General features: G+C 65.2%; 14 protein-coding genes. 7 read left to right on the top strand and 7 right to left on the bottom strand.

The features are described from left to right. Positions 1–556: 556 nt before the first annotated feature. The 5 genes from KF688_16235 (at position 557) to KF688_16215 (ending at position 6,092) form a co-directional block, all read left to right on the top strand. On the top strand, positions 557–1,330 hold the full coding sequence (locus tag KF688_16235) for a PEP-CTERM sorting domain-containing protein (GenBank protein MBX3427228.1): 774 nt from the start codon (positions 557–559) through the stop codon (positions 1,328–1,330). Positions 1,331–1,586: 256 nt separating this feature from the next. Continuing rightward, a complete protein-coding gene (locus tag KF688_16230; GenBank protein MBX3427227.1) occupies positions 1,587–3,227 on the top strand; it encodes a hypothetical protein in 1,641 nt (546 codons plus the stop codon). 102 nt (positions 3,228–3,329) lie between these two features. Further along, positions 3,330–4,433, top strand: a complete 1,104-nt coding sequence (locus tag KF688_16225; protein MBX3427226.1) for a DUF1559 domain-containing protein — start codon at positions 3,330–3,332, stop codon at positions 4,431–4,433. Between the two features lie 47 nt (positions 4,434–4,480). Continuing rightward, the gene (locus KF688_16220; GenBank protein ID MBX3427225.1) at positions 4,481–4,909 is read left to right on the top strand and encodes a hypothetical protein; all 429 of its coding nucleotides are present in this window, start codon (positions 4,481–4,483) and stop codon (positions 4,907–4,909) included. Positions 4,910–5,051: 142 nt separating this feature from the next. After that, complete coding sequence (locus KF688_16215; protein MBX3427224.1) at positions 5,052–6,092, top strand: metallophosphoesterase; 1,041 nt, start codon at positions 5,052–5,054, stop codon at positions 6,090–6,092. On the opposite strand, the gene KF688_16210 is transcribed toward KF688_16215, so the two are convergent. From KF688_16210 to KF688_16185, 6 genes are all read right to left on the bottom strand, one after another. Continuing rightward, positions 6,082–8,523, bottom strand: a complete 2,442-nt coding sequence (locus KF688_16210; protein MBX3427223.1) for a hypothetical protein — start codon at positions 8,521–8,523, stop codon at positions 6,082–6,084. The genes KF688_16215 and KF688_16210 overlap by 11 nt on opposite strands. A gap of 302 nt (positions 8,524–8,825) precedes the next feature. Beyond that, a complete protein-coding gene (locus KF688_16205) occupies positions 8,826–9,083 on the bottom strand; it encodes a hypothetical protein (protein ID MBX3427222.1) in 258 nt (85 codons plus the stop codon). Beyond that, a complete protein-coding gene (locus tag KF688_16200) occupies positions 9,064–10,431 on the bottom strand; it encodes an APC family permease (protein MBX3427221.1) in 1,368 nt (455 codons plus the stop codon). The genes KF688_16205 and KF688_16200 overlap by 20 nt, the downstream gene beginning before the upstream one ends. Positions 10,432–10,700: 269 nt before the next feature. After that, positions 10,701–11,726, bottom strand: coding sequence for a DUF4105 domain-containing protein (locus tag KF688_16195; protein ID MBX3427220.1), 1,026 nt, complete (start codon positions 11,724–11,726; stop codon positions 10,701–10,703). A gap of 169 nt (positions 11,727–11,895) precedes the next feature. After that, positions 11,896–12,795, bottom strand: a complete 900-nt coding sequence (locus KF688_16190) for a hypothetical protein (protein MBX3427219.1) — start codon at positions 12,793–12,795, stop codon at positions 11,896–11,898. Positions 12,796–12,926: 131 nt separating this feature from the next. Next, the gene (locus KF688_16185; GenBank protein ID MBX3427218.1) at positions 12,927–13,703 is read right to left on the bottom strand and encodes a DVUA0089 family protein; all 777 of its coding nucleotides are present in this window, start codon (positions 13,701–13,703) and stop codon (positions 12,927–12,929) included. A gap of 518 nt (positions 13,704–14,221) precedes the next feature. Between KF688_16185 and KF688_16180 the strand changes: the two genes are divergently transcribed. Next, positions 14,222–16,522, top strand: a complete 2,301-nt coding sequence (locus KF688_16180) for a DUF4968 domain-containing protein (protein ID MBX3427217.1) — start codon at positions 14,222–14,224, stop codon at positions 16,520–16,522. Positions 16,523–16,700: 178 nt separating this feature from the next. Here KF688_16180 and katG read toward each other — a convergent pair whose 3' ends face one another. Then, on the bottom strand, positions 16,701–18,929 hold the full coding sequence (gene katG / locus KF688_16175; GenBank protein MBX3427216.1) for a catalase/peroxidase HPI: 2,229 nt from the start codon (positions 18,927–18,929) through the stop codon (positions 16,701–16,703). Positions 18,930–19,284: 355 nt separating this feature from the next. On the opposite strand from katG, the gene KF688_16170 reads away from it, so the two are divergent. Then, positions 19,285–20,184 (top strand): LysR family transcriptional regulator, encoded by a 900-nt coding sequence (locus KF688_16170; GenBank protein MBX3427215.1) that lies wholly within the window; start codon positions 19,285–19,287, stop codon positions 20,182–20,184. Positions 20,185–20,193 lie beyond the last annotated feature (9 nt).

The raw sequence follows: 20,193 nt of genomic DNA, 5'->3' as shown, positions 1-20,193 counted from the left end.
TTTTTGAAACAAGAATGGGGAAAGTCGTGCGGATTTTCGAACAGTCCGGCGACCAACGAATCTTGCTGCGGCGCTTGTCTCACTTCTCCTCGGGAACGCACTAGAAAGGGCCTTCTCTGCCGAAACGTTGCTGCGCGATCACGGCGCCGTGCCACGAACAGTAGCAGCAATAAGGCGAGGGAAACTGGCGTCCGCGCCCGCTGCACGAGATTCAGGCAGTCTTGCGTGCAGCCGTCCGGCCGTGCCTGTCCAGTGCAACCCTCGGGCGGAGTGATTTGTTTGCGGCATGTCGGCGATTGCGTGTTTGCGGCTGATGCGGCGTCATGCTCGTGCACAGTTTCAAGCAAGCGGCAAACCGATCGGCTAAGTCAACGACTTCTCGATTCTGTGCGACATCGCGGGACGATTACGACCTTTCACGACCGGATGCAACGACCGGACTGTCTGGTTTGACGGCGACAGCAATCGTCTTCTGCCCGCGGAAAGCCGCCGGGGTTGCATCGAGCTCTTCGATTCTGGCGATTGGCTTTTCACCCCTGATTGACGGAGGCGTCTCATGAAACTGTGGTTTGGCGGCAACTCGGCGATTCGCTCTGCGCTGACGGCGTGGGCGATCGGGTGCTTACCGTTCAGCGCCAGCGGTGCGCTGATCGCCTCGTTTGAAACAGGACTGGAAGGGTGGTTTGCGACTGCGGGAGTCGCCACGACGACGACTTCGGCGTTCGGCGCAACCGGCGGGACGCAGGCTCTGCTCATCGACAACTTGACGCCGGGGACCAAGCAGTACCCCGCCCGGACGCCGCAGTTCAACGCGGCGACGGCGGAATTCACGGCGGTCTACCCGATCTTCAGCCAAGCCGGGTCGGCGATGGCGGCGGGACTCCACCCGACGCTCCAGTTCGACCTGACCTTCGACTTCTCGAACGTGACGGCCAACGGGTTTTTCCAAATCAGCCCGCTGTTCAACAGCAATACGGTCGGCTCCGTCGGCGGATTTCGGCAGTATGGAACGGGCGCCTTCGTCACCGGCAACACGAACTCCCCGCTCGGTCTCGGCGTCGCGGCGACCAACGACGGCGTCACGATGACGACGCTCGGGCCGAACCAATATCGTTTCGAAATCCCGACCGGCATCGGCAAGTCGCTGTCGCTCAGCCCCGCGTCGACGTTCTACACCCTGGCGTTTCAGACCAACGGCGGTTGGCAAGGCACGGTGGACGTCGCCATCGACAACATTCAATTCAACAACATCCCCGAACCGAGCGCACTGGTCTTGACGTTCGCGTCGCTGGCCGGGATCGCGATCGTGCGGCGTCGGTTCCAGGCCTGAGCCAGACGTCCCGTTCGAGCTCGTCGAATCGCCGAGCGCCGACGTTCGCGGAACTCCCGCCAACGTCGGCGCAAGATTCGATTCATTCCTCGTCGACGAGACGCTGTTTGCCGTTCAACGTCGCCTGCCCGAGCGATGTTGCATGCTCCCGCCGGACAGTCGACTCGTCCTCCGACGTCTCCCCCATCGATCGCCCAACACGAACAGAGGAATCACCGTGATGCGAGAGGGCAAGAAAGCACAGCGACGAGAGGCCATGAGTCTCCGGCGGCGCACGTTTGGCCTCGCAACGATCGTCCTGGCGGTTTGCGGCGCAAGCGTCTCCGGCGTCGCCCACGGCGTCGTTCTGTGGTCCTTTGAAGACGGCACGGACGGCTGGACCGCGAACACGGTCGCGGGAGTGACCTTGTCTCAGACGACCGTCGGCGCGACCGACGGGTCGCACGCGCTGCTGGTCGGCAATATTCCGGGCGGCTTCGTCAACAATATCGCAATCGTTCCCACCTTCAATTCCGCAACCGCGGGCTTTCAGGAGACGTTCCTCGTTTTCCAGCAAGCCGCCGCGATGATCGCGCAAGGCAAGCATCCTAAGATCCAATTCGACTTCACGCCCGACCTGTCTGGCGTCACGAACGCCGAAACGAACCCCTACTTGCAGATCGGCGTGTGGGTCAACAGCAGCACGGCCGGGGGAGGCGGTTTTCGGCAATACGGGACGGGGCGGTTCATCGTGGGCAACGTCGGCTCCACGTATCCGTCCTTGGACGTGTCGTCTCTTGAAGACGGGGTGACCTTGACCTCGCTGGGGGGAGGGACGTATCGCGCCGTGATTCCCATGGGCGCCGATTTGGCCGCCACGCCCGAGGGAACTCCCCGCGGACTGACGCTCTCCAACGCCTCGACCTTCTTCAGCTTCGGGTTTCAGTCGAGCAGCGGCGTCACCGGTTCCCTGAGCTACGCGTTTGACAACTTTCGCATGCTCGGCGTGCCGACCTACAAGTCCGACACGTTGTTCTCCTGGGAAACGCCCGACAATCCCGCGACCCCTGGGGTCGACGAACGCTTTGAGGGGTGGGTGACGACCGTCGACGTTCCTTCGCCTCCCCCGGGCGCGACGCTGCAGCCAGGACACGTCCATTCGATCACGACGACCGGAGCCAGCGACGGCTCGTACGCGTTGCAGATCGACCGGCGATCGTTGCCGAGCGGATTCACCTGGGGAAGCCAGTTCGGCCTGTCCGAAACGCTGACGCCGGGAGTTCAAGGTCAGATTGACGACTTGGTCGCAAAGATCAACGGCGCCGAGTTCGTGGCGTTCGACGTTACGTACGAGGATCAGTTTCCGCTCAATCCCTCGTTTACGAATTTCGCCGTCCATTTTGCCGACAGCACGGGAGCGTTCTACCAAGCGGCCGCGCCGAACTTCAACATCAACGGCGCTCTCCCCGGCACGCGGCGAACGATGCAGATCCCCCTCTCGGCGTTCAACGAGGCCCCGGGCGGAGGCACGAAGAACCTTGCCGTCGACGGATTGCTTGTGGGAACGACGGAGCTGGAAATCGGCATTAGCACCAGCACTGACGCGGGCGCCGTCTATCAGATCGACAACTTTCGCTTGCTGACCCGCATCGCGCTGGACGCCGACTTCAACGGAGACCTGGCCGTCGACGGCGACGACTTGGCGATTTGGCAGAGCGCGTACGGAACGACCGGCGCGGGCGACGCCGACGACGATCTCCTGACTAACGGCAGCGACTTCCTCGTCTGGCAACGCCAATTCGGCAACAGCGCCCTGTCGGTCGCAGCGGCGTCTGCCGTGCCTGAGCCGAGCGCCTGGGCGATCGCCGCCGCGGGGACGGCGGCGATCCTCGCGCGACGCAAGCGACGCCGACAATGACGAGTCGGCTCCCACGGCGATGTTCCGTGGAGGTCGGCCTGGCTGCTTGCCGGCATGAAAACGACGGACCCAACAAATCAACGGACTGCGAGGACGCCGATCATGACCTGCCGTGGGTCGAGAAAGAAGCGTGCCGGATTTACGCTTGTGGAACTGCTGGTCGTCATCGCGATCATCGGCACGCTGGTGGCGTTGCTCCTGCCGGCGATTCAATCGGCCCGCGAGGCGGCGCGGCGTTCCCAGTGCATGGTCAACTTGAAGAACGTCGCCCTGGCGGTCGTCCATTTCAACGACGCCAAGGGGCATCTCCCTCCGCCGGTGACGTTGCCTGACTTGGCGATGGAGCCCCTCTATCCGCAGCGGCTCTTCGGCTCCTGGGCCGTCGACGTCTTGCCGTACCTGGAGCAACAGGCCCTGTTCGACTCGTTCATGATCAACGCGACGACCCGCCTTTCGGACGCGGTGAACGCCGTGCCGCGCGGCACGCCGCTGGCGGTGATGCGATGCCCGAGCGACGCGGGGTTCAACGAACCGTTCGAGGGCGCGATCGAAGGGACGAATTGGGCCCGGGGCAACTACGGACTCAACGGCTTCCAGTTCTGGCCGAACTCGGACCTGAACCGGCAGGCCGCCGGCGTGCGGGCGGGCTCCGGCGGGAACGATCTGCCGACGATGATCGACTTCAACGTCGGCATGGGAATCGTCTCCAGCCCGACGACGACCAAGTGGAGCCTGAGGCGGATCTCCGACGGGACCACCAACACGATCATGCTCGGCGAAATGCGCGTCGGCTTGCACCGATTCGACCGCCGCGGCGTCTGGGCGATGGGAATGTGCGGCTCGAATTTCCACTGCCGGCATGCTTGGAACGGCGCCACTCAGCCCAACGACTGCAAGACCGGCGTCGACGACACGTACGGAATCCAGGCCGTGAAAGACGAGCTGGGCGCCGCGACTTTGATCAACGAATGCATGGACGCCGCCTCCGTCGACAGCGGCCAGTCGGTGATTCGCAGCGTCCACGTGGGCGGGGCTTTCGTCGCATTGGCCGACGCAAGCGTACGCTTCATCACTGACTTCGTCGACTCGGGGCCGATCGTGTACGAAGCCTTCGTCGGCAGAACGGCCCCCCCGTCCCCCAGCTCGTTGGGAGTTTGGCAGCGGCTGAACATCTCCGCCGACGGCATGACGTTCGAAGTCCCCTGATCGTGAGCCGCTCCGCGCTCCGCCCCGCTACTCGTCTGGAAGGCGTGATGCATCGTTTGAGTCTTGTGTGCGTTCTGGCCGCCCTGGGCTGCGGTCCCCAGGCGCCGTTCCAATACATCCCGGTCAGCGGTCGGCTGACTTACGAGGACGGGCAGCCGATCCCCGCCAGCGGCATTCGCCTGGGGTTTGCCGTTCAGGACGTCGAACCGCGGAACGGCGCCCATCCGCGGCCGGCCGAGGCCGTGGTCAACGCTGCGGGCGACTTTTCGAGCGCCACCAGTTACCGCCCCGGCGACGGCCTCATCCCGGGAAAACACAAAGTCGCCATTTACTACGCGACCGACGCCCAGGGTAAGCTGCTCGTTCCCAAGGATTACGCCCACGCGTCGACCACGCCGCTGGTCGTCTCGACCGACGTCCTGCCGATTGAAATCAAGGTGCCCCGGCCGACGGAAAAGCAAGCGCCGGGCGAATAAGACCGGCTCGCTCGCGACTCGACGTCGTCGAACAGCGATTGGCGTCGACCGGCCGCCGCGCCAGAATGGCCGTCGTCGAGTTGCGACCGCAGGTCGGGCGTTTCGTCTTGGTTCGAATACTCGCAACGACGGAGAAACGACCATGAATCGCAGGCGCTTTCTCGGCTACGCGGCGACCGTCCCTCTGGCGGCCCCGCTGGTCGGCGGAATCTGTCGCGGCGAGTCCGACGCGGCGGATCGCGGCGAGACCGTCGAGCTTACGCATCCCGATTCGTTCATGCTGGCCGTGTTGCCGGACACGCAGATCTACACGACGCGGCCCGAGTGGCATCGGCACTTCTTCAATCAAACCCGGTGGATCGCCGAGAACGCCGAGCGGCTGAACATCAAGTACGTGATTCACGAGGGGGACATCGTCAACGACAACCTCCACGAACAGTGGAAGGTCGCCCAAGCGGCCATGCAACTTCTGGACGGCGTCGTCCCTTACTCGCTGTCGCCCGGCAATCACGATTACGGACAAGGGGGTTCAGCCAACGATCGGACGACGCTGCTCAACGACTACTTTGCCGCCGAGGCCTGCGCTCGGTGGCCGACGTTCGGCGGGGTCATGGAGCCCGGACGCCTGGAAAACAGCTACCACGTCTTCGAGGCGGGGGGGCGGCGGCACCTCGTTCTCGCGCTGGAATGGGGACCGCGCGAGGCGACGGTCGCCTGGGCCAACGACGTCGCCGACAAGCACGGCGACTGTCGACTGATCCTCGCGACGCACGCTTACTTGTACTACGACGACACGCGGTACGACTGGCAGGCGAAAGGGACCGCGCAGCACTGGAACCCGCACGTCTACGGCAACTGCAAGAGCGGCGGGTGTCACGACGGCGAGCAATTGTGGCAGCGGCTCGTGCGTCGTCGAGCGAACTTTCTGTTGACGCTCAACGGCCATGTGCTCGAAGACGGCGCCGGCCGGCTGGCCAGCCGAGGGGACGGGGGCAACTTGGTCCACCAACTGCTCGCCAACTACCAGAATCGCGCCGACGGCGGCGAGGGATATCTGCGGCTGCTGGAGTTCCCGCCGGACGACAAGTCGATCCTGGTGCGGACCTACAGCCCCTCGACCCGTGCGTTCAAGACCGACGACCAGCAGCAATTCACGCTGCCCCTTGACGGCGTCAAGGCGTGAGCGACGCGCTCGGGCGACTCGTGCGCGTCGTCAACCAACCGCGAACGAGGAGCCCGACGGCGCCGCCGAGGGCCGCCAGCACGTCGCCGGCCAGTTCGGGGACGGCCGCGGCGAAGCTGCCCGAGCCCAGCGCCCGTTGCCAGACAAGAAAATCGGCGCCGTCGACGCGTCCGTCGCCGTTGGCGTCGCCGGCGCTGTTGCTCGTCTGCCCGGTGGCGCCGAATCCGGCGCGCCACACGCCGAGATCGACCCCGTTGATGACGCCGTTCTGGTCGAAGTCCGCCGGTTCCAGGGCGGCGGCCTGTACGGAGAGGACTCCCGTGGCGAGCAAAGCCGAGCTGTTCCACGCCAACCCCGGGGCCAGCGCGGGCAAGTCGAGGGTGAAGGCTCCACTGGCGCTGGCGAAGTCGAGGAGGTCGAACGATGCGCCCGCCTGCGGCGAGAAGCCGCCAAGGAAGTTGACGTCGAGAACGCCGCCGGCGGCGAGGGCGCCCGTCACGGCGATGCGATCGAACTGCCCGAGGCCCGTGCCGGCGATTTCGATTTCCAGACGGCCGCTGGCGAGAGTGAGATTGCCGTTGACGGTGGTCAACCCCAGGCTCGCCCCGGGGGCGATCGTCGAGCCGTTGTTGACGACGTCGCCGTGAATCGTTCCGGCGCTCAGGCGACCGCCAGTGAGATTGAGGCTCCCCGCGGGAGACTGCGTCACCTGCGGCGCGACGAGCGAGCCGCCGGAGAGGTTGTAGTTTCCCCCCGTGAGCGAGACGCCCCCCGTGAGGACGCGGACCTCGCCGCCCGTCTGGTTGACGACGCCGCTGCCGCTAACTCCCACTTGCAAGTCCGAAGTGATCTCAATCCACCCGCTCGTGACGGCCAGCGCGCCCGCGTCGCCCGCCTTGGAGCCGACCCGCAAGAGCCCCGCCTTCTGACCGACGGCGTCGACCACGGCCGTGCCGGTCGGGATGTAAACGTCGTCAAGCCGCGACGGCTCCCAACGGCGGGTCCAGTTGCCCCAGTCGGCGTAGCGGCCCGTGCCGTCGAACTCGAGGGGCCCGATCGCCTTGAAGGCCCCGAGATCGTTGAGGTACTCCTCCAGGTTCGTGTAGCCGTCCCCGTCGAAGTCGCCGTTGTTGCTGGCGACCAACGGATTGAGTCCGTGCTTGATCTCCCAGGCGTCGGGGATGCCGTCGCCGTCGGAATCGAGCGGGGCCGACAGATTGAGCGGGTTGAGATTCGGATACCCGGCGTTGGGGAGGCCCAGGTCGCTCTCGCGGGTGATCCGCACGCCGGTGCGGCTGAGCACTTGATCGTGGATCAGTTGATTGACCGCGTCGCGCGCCCAGGGCGTCGCGCCGAACTCCTCGAGCACGCGCGTGTACGCCGCCCCGGGACTGCCGTTCTGCCACACCTCGGCGACGCCGACGTCAAACGGATCGGCGAACCAGTTGTAGGCGCTGCTGACGATCTGCTGGTTGGCCTGCGCCTGGGCGCGGGCGTACACGATCGGGTCGTCTTGCGCGTCGCTGTCGCGGTCCAGGGCGTTCACGCCGTACCACAGGTCGTAGTTCTGGGTCCGGCCGCCGGTCATCATCGGCCGGCCGCCGCTGCCGGCGTTGCCGCCGACGTTCGAGATGTAAGTGTTGCCGTCGAAGTTCGCCCGCCAGTTCGGGTTGACGTCGGTCTCCGACTCGCCGGCGAGAAACCCGTTATGGTAGTTGTAGATGACGTTGTCGCGCCAATCGATCAACTCGGAACGGGCCTTGGGATTGCGCGTTTGGTTGTGGGCGAACATGTTGTGATGAAACGACAGCTTCCCCGCGGCCCCGCCGGAGGGGGATTGAATCAGCCCGCCGGTCGAATGGGTCAATAGCCCGAACGACACCGAACTGTATTGCAAGGTCACCTGATCCGCTTGCAGGTCGAACCCGCCGTCGGTGCTGAACTCGGCCGAGATGTGGTCGTAGATGACGCGCTGGGCGTTTTCGTTGGTGTTGATCGAGTCGTGGTCGCTGCCGGCGGCCTTGCCGGGGCGAAATCGCATGTGGCGAATGACCACGTCGTCCCCGCCGACGGAAAACTGCGCCCCCCGGACGCCGATCCCCCCGGGCGCCGTGTGTCCGGCGATCGTGATGCGATTGCGGGTGAGCCCCAGCTTGCTGTTGAGTTGGATCCACCCGCCGACGTCGAACACGATCGTGCGCCCGGCCGACGGAGAGTTCTCGAGCCCGTACCGCAAACTGCCGACGCCGCTGTCGTTAAGGTTCGTCACGCGGTAGACGTCGCCCCCGCGGCCCCCCAAGGCGGCGGCGCCGAAGCCCTCGGCCTGCGGAAAGGCCTTGATCTGGGCCAAGCCCGGGACGGCAAAGATCAAATTCGCGACGACGAACGTCGCGAACGCCCCGAGGAGTCGGCAAACATGGTGCTGGGGCATGAAACGTCTCTGAAAGTTGAGCGACCGTCGCGACGCCGAATGGGGCCGCCCCGCAGTCCTGCTAATCAAGAATTAGAAATAGGAGTCACGCAGGACGAGGGACGTCGCCCGGGGCGATCGCCGCCGTGGCGGGAACCTCGCCTCGGTGCGAATGCACGAGGCGTCAAGGAACAAGCGAGCCGTTGCGATCAAAGGCGGCCCCGCCTGAGGAACGGCCCGATTTTCCGCAGCAGGCTTGCACTCTTCAATTATCGACTGGGATTGCAGCTTTCACAACGAACAGATTTTGCAATGCAAATCGCTCAAAAACGCACTGCGACGAGCCGCCGGCGCACCGGCGAGGTCTCGCTCAGGCGGATCTGCCGCAGCCGAGGGGGCCGCAGCATAAGCGCCACCAATGGGCAGAGGGTCGCCAGCAGCCCGCAGGCCAGGAACGGGCGCGACCGCTCCTGGATGGCCGACGTAATGCCGAACGCCCCGCACAGGAACTGATCGCAGACGACCGCCGGAACGTGCCGCTCCGCATGGTCGCGAGGAAGGTCACTCCGACTTCGCGGCATCCGATGCCGAAGTGCCGGGGCCAGCGACAGCGCCCGGGCTGAGCAACGATCGCAGCCGCTGGTCGCGTGGGACGACTCGTCGCCTTGCCGCGTAGGCGGCCGCCCCCGCGGCGAACGTCAGCCCCGTGCCCACAAGTTGCCGCGGATCGAAGCAGGTCATGATCGCCGCAGCCGCGAGCGTCGCCGTCACGTAGAACGCCGGCGCCAGATGTACGGGATGGCACAACGGTTTGGTGCGCACGCTCGGCAGAAACAGGCAACAGGCCGACCCCGCCGCGGACAACGACAACGTCAGCCCCAGGTACGACAACAGCCCCTGCAGCGTCGACGCCCAAACCAATCCCATCGCCAGCGCCGCCTGCACCAGCGTCGCCGCACGGGGAGCGGCTCCGTCGAACCGCAGACAGGCCGGCAGCAAGCCGTCGCCGGCCATCTTCGCGTACACGCGGGGCGCGGCCATCAGCATGCTGAACACCGACGTCAGCAGGCACAAGGCGATCGTCCCGCGCACGAACGCCTCGAACGAGGGGCCCCCCACCGCCCGGGCCGCAATCGCCGCCACGTCGGCCATGCCGGCGAGCTGCTCTGGCGGGGCCGAGAAAACGAACGCCGCATTGAGCAGGACGTACAGCACGGTCACGGCCAAGGTTCCGGCGAGCAGGGCCCGCGGCACGACGCGGCGGGCGTCGCGCACCTCGTCGGCCACGTAGACCGCGGCGTTGAACCCCGAGTAGCTCAACGAAATCCAGACGAGACTCGTAGCCAGCGCGGAGGCGAGCCCCCAGCCCGACAGTCCGGAGTCGACCGGCTTTCCGCGCGCCGGCTCCCCGCCGGGCAAGTGCGATGCGGCAAACGTCAGAATCGCCGCCAGCAGCACGAGCTTGAGCGCCACCAGCACGTTCTGGACGAGCGCCCCGACTCGCACTTGCACCCCGTGGAACAAACCCGCCAGCACAATGATCGCAACGGCGACCGATCGCTCGGGAAGCCACGCGGGACGAAACTCTTTTGGCAACGCATAGCCTTCGAACGCCGTGGCCGCGAAAGCAATGGCCCCGGAGAACCCGGCGATCAGCGACACCCATCCGGCGATAAAGCCGAACACGGGGTGAGCAGCCCGCGAGAGAAACAGGTACTCCCCGCCCGACTCGGGCATCGCTCGTACGAGCAGGCCGTAACTCGTCGCGCCGGCCAGCGCGACGCTCCCCCCGATCGCCCACGCCCACACGACCGCTTGCGGAGTCCCGAGATCGCGCAAGCTAAAACCGGACGTCGTGAACACCCCGGCGCCAATCATGTTGGCGACGACCAGGAACGACAATGTCCAGAATCCAAACGACTTGGGCATGGCGCCGAGCAGGGGCAAACGACGGTCCAGCGAGCCAGAACCCCGCTGCGGGCGGTGCGCGTCTCTGCGAGCACTGCATCAAGTCGCTCGCTGCCGCTCTTGAAGTCTAAGATTTGCCGGCAGTGATTCCAATGGCGACTGGCGGCTGGATCGGGTCGAGCACGGGATACGTCGCTTGAGCCTTCGCGCACCGGCCGTTGAAAGAGGGGGCTGGCTCGCGGACCGATACCGCCTCCCTGACAGCGGCGCTCCGCGAGCGAGCCTGTCCCCTATTGCAACCGACTGCTAGACCCCTTCCCGTCGGCTGCCGTCGAGGCCGTCTGGGCGTAGCCCGGCACGCGACTGCGCAAATAATCGCCGAACCCGTCGGTCGGAGCCTCGTTCGCAACGTCGTTGATTCGGCTCAGTTCCTTCAGACGCGCAAACGGCAACCGTCGATCGAAGAGTCCTCGCTCGTAAAGCAGCTCGTCGAGCCGGCCGTTGAGGAGCATTCGCCAGCTCCAGCGGATGTGCCCCCGGCCCTGGGCGTAAACGCTGGTCGTGCAATTGGTCGTCAGCCCGTGGTACCACCGCGGCTCGACGGCCAACCGATTGACGGCGACGAGGTATTCCAAGAAGAACTGCCGCATCGCCAGATCGTCCGCCTGAAGCTTGTAGAGAAACAGGTCGTGCCCCGCCAGAAACTTCGTCCGGCGAAGGATCGCGTCGCGCTCGTCGGCGAGGACGTACGCGAGCTCCTGCTGCCGATAGAGACTCCGCAGGAGACTGAACTTCTGTCCGACGCGATAGCGGACCTCGACCGAAATGCAAAGCCGGCCGTCAGGGCCGAAATCGAACACGAACATGGGATGGCTCATCCAGGGCGAGCCCCAGGCGAGTATCAAGGCGTCGATCCCGCACAACTCGGAGAGCCGATAACAGCGCGTCTCGAACCGGGCCGTCGCGTCTCCCAGACCGTGGTACTCGGAATTGCGGACGTTCTCGATCGTCACGAGATCGCGGTCGACCGCGGCCCGTGCGACGCGGGCGAAGTGGGGATCCCAGTTTCGCTGTTGCGACGGTCGTTGGCGGAACCACCACGCGACCAGCGCGACGAACGCCGCCGCCAGCAGCAGCAACGGCCGCCCCGGGGGCTGCCATAGCGCGAACGCGGCCAACCAGGCGCCGACCCACGCGATCGCCGCCAATCTGCCCGACGTCGACGCCCCGACGAGATCGAAGTAAATCGCCCCGGCCGTCCAGAGGAGGATCGCAACGCCGGCAAAGACCATCAAGGCCGTTAACAGAGAATCCATGGCGACGAGGCGAATCGCTCCGAGGGGGGACGCACTCGACGAAAAGACGCTCGACGCCGTCCAAGGAAGCATTATAGCAGGAGCGCAGCTCGACTTCTGTCCGTTCGGCCAGGACGGTCGAAGCAAAAGTCCGACTCGCTGGAGCCAAGCAGAACGCGGAATCGGGACCTCACGCTCCGCCCGCGCCGGCCGATCGTGAGCGGGGCAGTTCGAAGACGTGGATCGACTGGTCCTGCGCCGCGCACCGCCGGGGTTGGTCCCGCTTGCGCCGATCGGAAACCGCGACGATCCGGCGTTTGCCGATCCAGGCGACCCCCTCGATGTTGCCGTAGCGGATCTTGCCCTGGGGGGATCGCGGAAACTCGTACATTCGTCCCTCGTCGCGCCACTGCCACGTCGACTCCTGGAACGCGCCGACCCACAACTGCGAGTTCTCCTGCGAGACGACGGCAAGGCGCCCCTCGGCGTGGCTCATCCCCGAGAAGTCGACGAACGGCAACGACTTGGGCAGCTTCACGGTCCCGACGTGGGCCCACTTGGTCCGTTTCTTCTCGAAGAGCTGAATCCGTCCGCCCCCCGGCTGCCGGCCGCGCTTGCCGCCGCAGCACTTGTTGCCCTCGCAAAGGGCCAGGGCGTAGTCGCTGTTTCCCCGGCGCACGAAGGCGAGCGCCTCGAACCCTTTGTTGCGCGACTCGAAGATGAACTCGAGCGGGCGCCGCCTCACGAATTTGAGGGCGGCGCTGTACTCGACAATCTCGGCCTGGTGGACGCCGCCCCCCTTGTCGACGGGGACGCTCTCGACAAGCAGACAGAACCGCCGTTTGCGAGGGTTGAAGGCGATCCCTTCGTAGCCCTGATCCAGCGGCGCCGTGCCGACCAGCGCGTTCGACTCGCAGGGGCGAAGATCCGCGGCCAACCGCGCCACCGCCGTCCCGTCGTCGAACACGACGAACAACTCGCCGCGATGCGCCATGACCCCACTCGCCTCGAACCGCCTCCGTGCGTTCGCATCGGGGAGCAGATCGCGGATCTTGGCTTCACGGACCAGTTTCAACGGAGCGCAGGTCATGGTCCCAGGGTGACGCAACGGCCGACGCTCTTTGCGGAGCCACGAGATTGACGTCCGGTACGGCCTAAGACTTTGTCAGATCGAGTCTTTTGGCCCGTGCCAAAGCACGAGATGCACATCTCGGGGTCGGCTCAACGGTTGCTGACCAAGGGAAACCCGATCGCCAGCCGCTTCCTCGAACACGTTCGGACCAGCAGCCCCAAGGCCACGATCCCGCAGCACAGCAGCGAACTCGATTCCGGAATGCTCGCGTGCGGAGAGCCGGTAATGGCCAGATCGCCGGTCCAGGTGATTCGGTAATCGCCGTGGTCGATATTCGGCGTGGGATTGCTCACGCCGTTCGCCGTCCAAGGAAATTGGGTCGAATTGTTGAGCCCGGCAATCGCTTCATTCACATCCAAGGAGAACGCGCCAATAGCCAACACGTAGTTTCCTGCAGCGAGATTGAGGCTGAGATAGGAATCGTAAGTGATGATCGAGCCGTCTCCAAACGTGCTGCCGGAATCGTCGTTGGTAGCAATCGCATCCCCCGCGTCGAGAACGCCGTCGTCGTTGAACAGCCAAATCACGGAATCGAAGAATGCAATCTCTCCGTCGCCGTTTACGTCGAACACTTCCAAATAATTCAAATCCGAATCCCAATCCTGGAAATCAACCTCCCACGAAAGGACGTCGATCGTGACGACCCCCGGGCTATTGACCTTGAAGCGCCAATGGTCGACGGTGCTCCCAATGCGCGTGCCCGAAGAATTGAGCACCTCGAAGATGCTGCCGTCAACGACGAGGGCGGCTTTCATCGAACTCGACGTCACAGCCAGTGCGCAGAGAATCCCGGCGCGAATCAAGACCTGAGACATGACGTCAAACCTGGCAAGCTGAGAGAAGAGAACAGGTGCGGGCGTTTTCACCCTGCGGCTGCAGTCTAGACCCCGCCCCCGGCGGCGTCAATTTTTACGATGCCCGCCGCTCCCCGCGACCCAAACGGCGGCTAGGGGGGCGCCTCCGAAGTTCATCCCGCGGTTTGGACGAGCCTAACGATGTCGCCGGGGTCCGGGATGCCGCCCCAGGGAAAGGCCATCGGTGGCGAAACGCACCCAGGCGGCAATGGCTATTTTTCTCGGCCTCCAACGCCCAATGACCAAGCGCGCGCCTTGACAACTGACACCGGTTGCAGTTTGATGGAATCTGAGTCTTGCCATGATTTCTCACGGCAGTTCGTCCTCCAGCTTCTCTTCCCCGCAGGCCGTTCATCAAGCCGCGCGGCGTACCGCCGTCGGCCACGGCGATTCCCGACTTGCGGGATCGCGCGTTCGAATCCCTCGACTCCAGACCCTCGACTCGAAGTTCTCGTTGATGACGCCTCTCCGACGCTGAGGCCTTTCCCGCTTCTCCTGGAACGACTCGGCTGGCCGAGTCTCATACGCTCATGTCCAATCGCCCGTCGTCGCTTGCTGTTGCCATCCTGTTTTTTTTGTCTCCGCACGCAGCGTCGGGGGCCTCGCCCGCCGCTGCCGGCGGCGCCATTGATGCGAGCGAAGACTTTCGCGACCCGACGGCCGTGCATTTTGTGCCCGCGGCCGTCGAGGCGCTCGATCTCGCTTCGGGCGAAGGCCTGCTCCGGTGGGACCGCTACGTGCGTCGCTCGAACATGTCGTTCGGCAAGGTCGACGTCGCCTACGCCCGCGCCGACGCCAACGAGTTCCCCGCCAGCGAATACCAGCGCGATCCCTCGTTGCCGTTCTCGGTGACGTTCGTCTCGCCTCGGGCGATTCGGTTGCGATTCGCAACGCGCGCCGACGGACCCGTGGGAGCGGAAGGCGACGACCAGTCGCTGATGTTGGCCCGGCCTCCGGCGCGCGACGCCTCCTGGACCGCGATCGAGCAGGAGGACGCGTTCGTCTTCCGCAGCGCGGCCGCGGAGGTCCGCCTGCGGCGCAACCCGTGGCGGATCGAAATCTACGACGCCGACGGTCGACTCGTCACGCGGACGCGGACGCTCGACGACCCGCCGACGTATTCCGCCCCCGTTCCGTTTTCGTTCATTCGCCGCTCTCGCGATTTGGGCCGTAGCGTCGCCGCCGCGCTGCAGCTCGCTCCCGACGAAATGCTCTTCGGCTGCGGCGAATCGTTCACGCGGTTCAACAAACGGGGGCAGGTCGTTCACCTCGTCACGCGCGACGGCATGGGCGCCCAGTCGCAGCGGATGTACAAACCGATCCCGTTCTTCATGTCCAGTCGCGGCTACGGAATGTTCGTCCATACCAGCGCCCCGACGACCTGCGACTTCGGCCATGACTTCGACGAGGCGGCCGTCGTCTCGACCGGCGACGAGAACTTGGACCTGTTCGTATTCGTCGGCACGCCCAAGCAGATCCTCACCGAGTACACGGCGGTCACCGGCCGCAGTCCGACCCCGCCGCTGTGGTCGTTCGGCTTATGGATGAGCCGGATCACTTACAAGAGCGAGGCGGAAGTCCGCGCGGTCGCTGCGCGGCTGCGCAAGGATCGAATCCCCTGCGACGTGATCCATCTCGACACCGGCTGGTTTGAAACCGATTGGCAATGCGATTATCGGTTCTCGCCGTCGCGTTTCGACGACCCGCGGCAAATGATCGCCGACCTGCGCGAACAGGGATTCCGCATCAGCCTGTGGCAGTTGCCGTATTTCACGCGCAAAAACTCGCTCTACCGCGAGATCGTCGAGAACGGCTACGCGGTTCGCGGGGCGGGCGAATCGGTCGCGGCGCTCGACGCGGTGCTCGACTTCAGCAATCCGGGCGCGGTTGCCTGGTATCGGGACAAAATCGCCGGGTTGCTGAAATTGGGCGTCGGGGCGGTGAAGGTCGACTTCGGCGAGGACGCCCCTCTGGCTGGGGTCTATGCTTCGGGGCGGACGGGCTGGTACGAGCACAACCTGTACCCGTTGCGATACAACAAGACTGTCGCCGAACTCACCCGCGAAACGACCGGCGAGTCGATCATCTGGGCCCGAAGCGCATGGGCCGGCAGTCAACGCTACCCGCTCCACTGGGGAGGCGACGCTGAGAACACCGACTCGGCCATGGCCGCGACGCTGCGAGCCGGGTTGTCGCTGGGGCTGTCCGGTTTTAGTTTCTGGAGCCACGACGCCGGAGGCTTTGTCGGTCGCCCCGACGCCGACCTGTATCGCCGCTGGCTCGCCTTCGGAGTTCTCACCAGTCATACGCGCTGCCACGGGGCGCCGCCGCGCGAACCCTGGGAGTACGGCGCGGAGTTCGAAGACGACTTCCGGCGCACCGTCGAACTGCGATACAAGCTGATGCCGTACATCGCAGCCCAGGCCGAAGCCTGTTCCGCCGCCGGGCATCCGATGCTCAGGTCGCTGTTTTTCGAGTTCCCCGAGGATCCCGGTTCCTGGACCGTCGACGACCAATATTTCTTCGGCAGCGAACTGATGGTCGGCCCGCTGTTTCGCTCAAGCGACTCGGGCGGCAAGCAGACTGCAGCCGCGGTGAACAAATCCGACTCGCAGCCGCGCCGGTCGATGTATCTCCCCCCGGGCGACTGGGTGAACGTCCAGACAGGAGAGTCGCATCAAGGCGGGGGCTGGCGCACAGTCGCGGCGACGCCGGTCCCGATTGCGCTGCTGATTCGCGCCGGCGCGAGCGTGCCTGTGATTCCGGTCGCCCAGTCCACCGGGGAAATGGACTTCGCCCAGGCGAAAGAGACGACCGTCCTGGCGGACTGATGATCGGATTGCTCTCGTGCGCAAACGGGAGCGCAAACGGCGCCGGACCCTGGCAACAGGCGCCCGGCGACGTCGTGAACTCTCGCTCCGCACAATCAGCGCCATCCGTGGCGCCCTGGCGCTCTCGCTCGCGGTTCCCGGCAGGCGATCTTCGCCCTCGGAACTCGACGGCCTGAGCCTACTTTCGACTCGACGGGTCCAAATCGAACCGATCGAGGTTCATGACTTTGTTCCAGGCAGCGACGAAGTCGTGGACGAACTTCTGCTGCGAGTCGTCGCTGGCGTAGACCTCGGCGATGGCCCGCAGTTGCGAGTTCGAGCCGAAGACAAGATCGACGCGGGTGGCCGTCCACTTGACGTCGCCCGTCCGGCGATCGCGGCCCTCGAAAAAGTGCTCGCACATCGGAGACTTCTTCCATTCGACTCCCATGTCGAGCAGGTTGACGAAAAAGTCGTTCGTCAATGTCCCGGGACGGTCCGTGAACACGCCCAGTTGGGCCAACGGGCCGCCGCCGGCGTTGGCGCCCAGGGCGCGCAAGCCCCCGACGAGCACGGTCATCTCCGGCGCCGTCAGGGTCAACAGCTGCGCTCGATCGACCAGCAACTCCTCGCCCGGACGATCGATCTCGGGCGCGAAGTAGTTGCGGAAGCCGTCCGACTTCGGCTCGAGCACGCCCATCGCCTCGACGTCGGTCATCTCCGGCGTCGCATCGGTGCGGCCGGGCGCGAACGGGACCTCGACGGCGTGCCCGGCCTGCTTCGCCGCCTGCTCGACGGCGGCGCACCCGCCCAGCACGATCAAATCGGCCAGCGAGATTTTCTTGCCGCCGCTTTGCGAGCCGTTGAACTCCGCTTGGATCTGCTCGAGCGTCCGCAGCACCTTCGCCAACTCGGCGGGTTGGTTCACCGCCCAGTCCTTCTGGGGAGCGAGGCGAATGCGAGCGCCGTTGGCGCCGCCCCGCTTGTCGCTGCCGCGAAAAGTCGACGCCGAGGCCCACGCCGTGGTCGCGAGTTGCGACACCGAGAGCCCCGAGGCCAGCACCTTAACCTTGAGAGCGGCGACGTCTCGTGCGTCGACCAGCGGATGATCGACCGTCGGCACGGGATCCTGCCAAAGCTGCGGTTCGGCCGCTTCGGGGCCAAGCAACCGCGACACGGGTCCCATGTCGCGGTGAGTCAGCTTGTACCAAGCCTTGGCGAACGCCTCCGCGAACTGGTCGGGATTCTCATGGAATCGTTTCGAGATCGGCCCGTAGATCGGGTCCATTCGCAGCGCCAGGTCGGTCGTGAACATGATCGGCGGATGCGACTTCGAGTCGTCATGCGCGTCGGGCACGGTCCCCTGGGCCGCCGGGTCCTTGGGAGTCCACTGCGCGGCCCCTGCCGGGCTCTTCGTGAGTTCCCATTCGTAGCCGAACAGGTGGTCGAAGTACCCGTTGGACCACTGCGTCGGCGTCGAGGTCCAAGCTCCTTCCAGACCGCTGGTGATCGTGTCGCCGGCGTTGCCTGTGCCGAACTTGTTGCGCCAGCCCAAGCCCTGCTCCTCGATGCCGGCGGCTTCCGGATCAGGACCGAGGTTGTCCGCGGGGGCGGCGCCGTGCGCCTTGCCAAAGGTGTGGCCCCCTGCGATCAGGGCGACCGTTTCTTCGTCGTTCATCGCCATGCGAGCGAACGTCTCGCGAATGTCGCGGGCCGCGGCCAACGGATCGGGGTTGCCGTTGGGGCCTTCGGGGTTCACGTAGATGAGCCCCATCTGCACGGCGGCCAGCGGGTTTTCCAAGTCGCGGTCGCCCGTGTAGCGATTGTCCCCCAGCCACTCGCTTTCGGGGCCCCAGTAGATGTCTTCCTGCGGTTCCCAGACGTCTTCGCGCCCGCCGGCGAAACCGAACGTCTCGAACCCCATCGATTCCAGGGCGACGTTCCCCGTCAGCACCATCAGGTCGGCCCAAGAAATCTTGTTGCCGTACTTCTGCTTGATCGGCCACAACAGCCGGCGAGCCTTATCCAGGCTTACGTTGTCGGGCCAACTGTTCAGCGGCGCAAACCGTTGCGTGCCGTAGCCGGCGCCCCCGCGACCGTCGCTCACCCGGTACGTGCCGGCGCTGTGCCAAGCCATGCGAATGAACAGCGGCCCGTAATGCCCGTAATCGGCGGGCCACCAATCCTGAGAGGTCGTCATCAACTCGCCGAGGTCCTGCTTCAGCGCGTCGAGGTCGAGCTTCGCGAACTCTTCGGCGTAGTTGAAGTCCGCCCCCAGCGGGTTTCCTCCTGGGGAGTTCTGATGCAGGATCTTCAGATTCAACTGGTTCGGCCACCAGTCGCTGGTCGACATCGCCCCGGCCGCCGTGTGCCGGGCCGCTGCAGGTCGAACGGCTCCCATCACCGGACAAGTTCCATTGGTCTCCATTGTTTCGTCTCCATGGGTTTTCGCGATGAGCGAGTTCTGTGCGGGTCCGTCCGACGAGCCGTCGCCGGCGGCGGAAGCGACGCGAGCCAGGGCGAAGCCGGCAACCACGACGAACAGCGCCGCGGCAAGCCGACAGGAACAAGACTGTCGAGCGGAAAAGGTTCGAAGAGCCACGAGTTGATTCCTTTGTAACGAAATTCCTAGCGAAAGCACGACAAGCGCGACCGTTTTCAGGGGTCTTGGGGCTGGTCGGCGAGCCGCCACGCATGGATTATCGCGGCCCGGGAGCTATAATTCCAATTCATTCTATTGATTGCACTCATGCATTTTATGCATTGCCTCCCCGGGCCGGCGTATGGAACTGGATCAACTGCGGTACTTTCTGCGCGTCGCCGACCGCGGGAATTTCACCCGCGCCGCCGAGGACTTGGCGATCTCGCAGCCCGCGCTGAGCCGCTCGATCCAAAAACTCGAAGAGGAACTCGGCCAGCCGGTGCTCGAACGAAAAACGCGATCCGTCTCGCTGACCGACGCCGGCATCCTGTTGCAAGCCCGGGCGCAGCAAGTGCTTGCCCTTCTCGACGACACGAAGGCCGAGATCGCCGACGACGGACGCAGCGGGCGGGTGCGCATCGGAGCCATTCCGACGATCGCCCCGTACTTGCTCCCCGAGGTCCTGCGTCAGTTCTCGCAAGAGCATCCGCATGCGACCGTCGTCGTGCAGGAAAGCACCACCGACGCGCTCGTCGAGCGTTGCCTGCAAGGCGAACTCGATCTGGCAGTACTCGCGTTGCCGCTGCCCGCCAAGCGACTCGCCGTCGAGGAACTGTTCGACGAGGAGCTGCTGTTGGTGCTCCCGCCGGGGCACCCGCTGGCGGGCAAGGATAAGATTCGCCTCGGAGACGTGGAACCTTACCAGTTCGTCTTGCTCGACGAAGCGCACTGCCTGTCGGACAACATTGCGACGTTCTGCCGACAGCGTTCCTTTCAGCCGGTGGCCGTCGAACGGACGAGTCAACTGGCGATGGTGCAGGAACTGGTCTCCCTGGCGCACGGCGTCTCGATGATCCCGGCCATGGCGCGGCGACTCGACCAGAGCGACCGCCGCGTCTATCGGTCGTTCGCCGGCCGCCAGCCGATGCGCACCGTCGCGGTCGCCTGGAATCCCGACCGGTTTCAGAGCCGGCTGCTCAAGGCGTTTCGCGAATGCCTGCGGCGCACGGCCGCGGCCCGCCGCGCTGCCGGTGACTCGTGACGCGCCGCT

It is taken from the genome of Pirellulales bacterium (assembly GCA_019636345.1).
Lineage (GTDB): Bacteria > Planctomycetota > Planctomycetia > Pirellulales > Lacipirellulaceae.
Note: the sequence above shows the minus strand (reverse complement) of the source record. Positions and strands in the feature narration are given on the sequence as shown.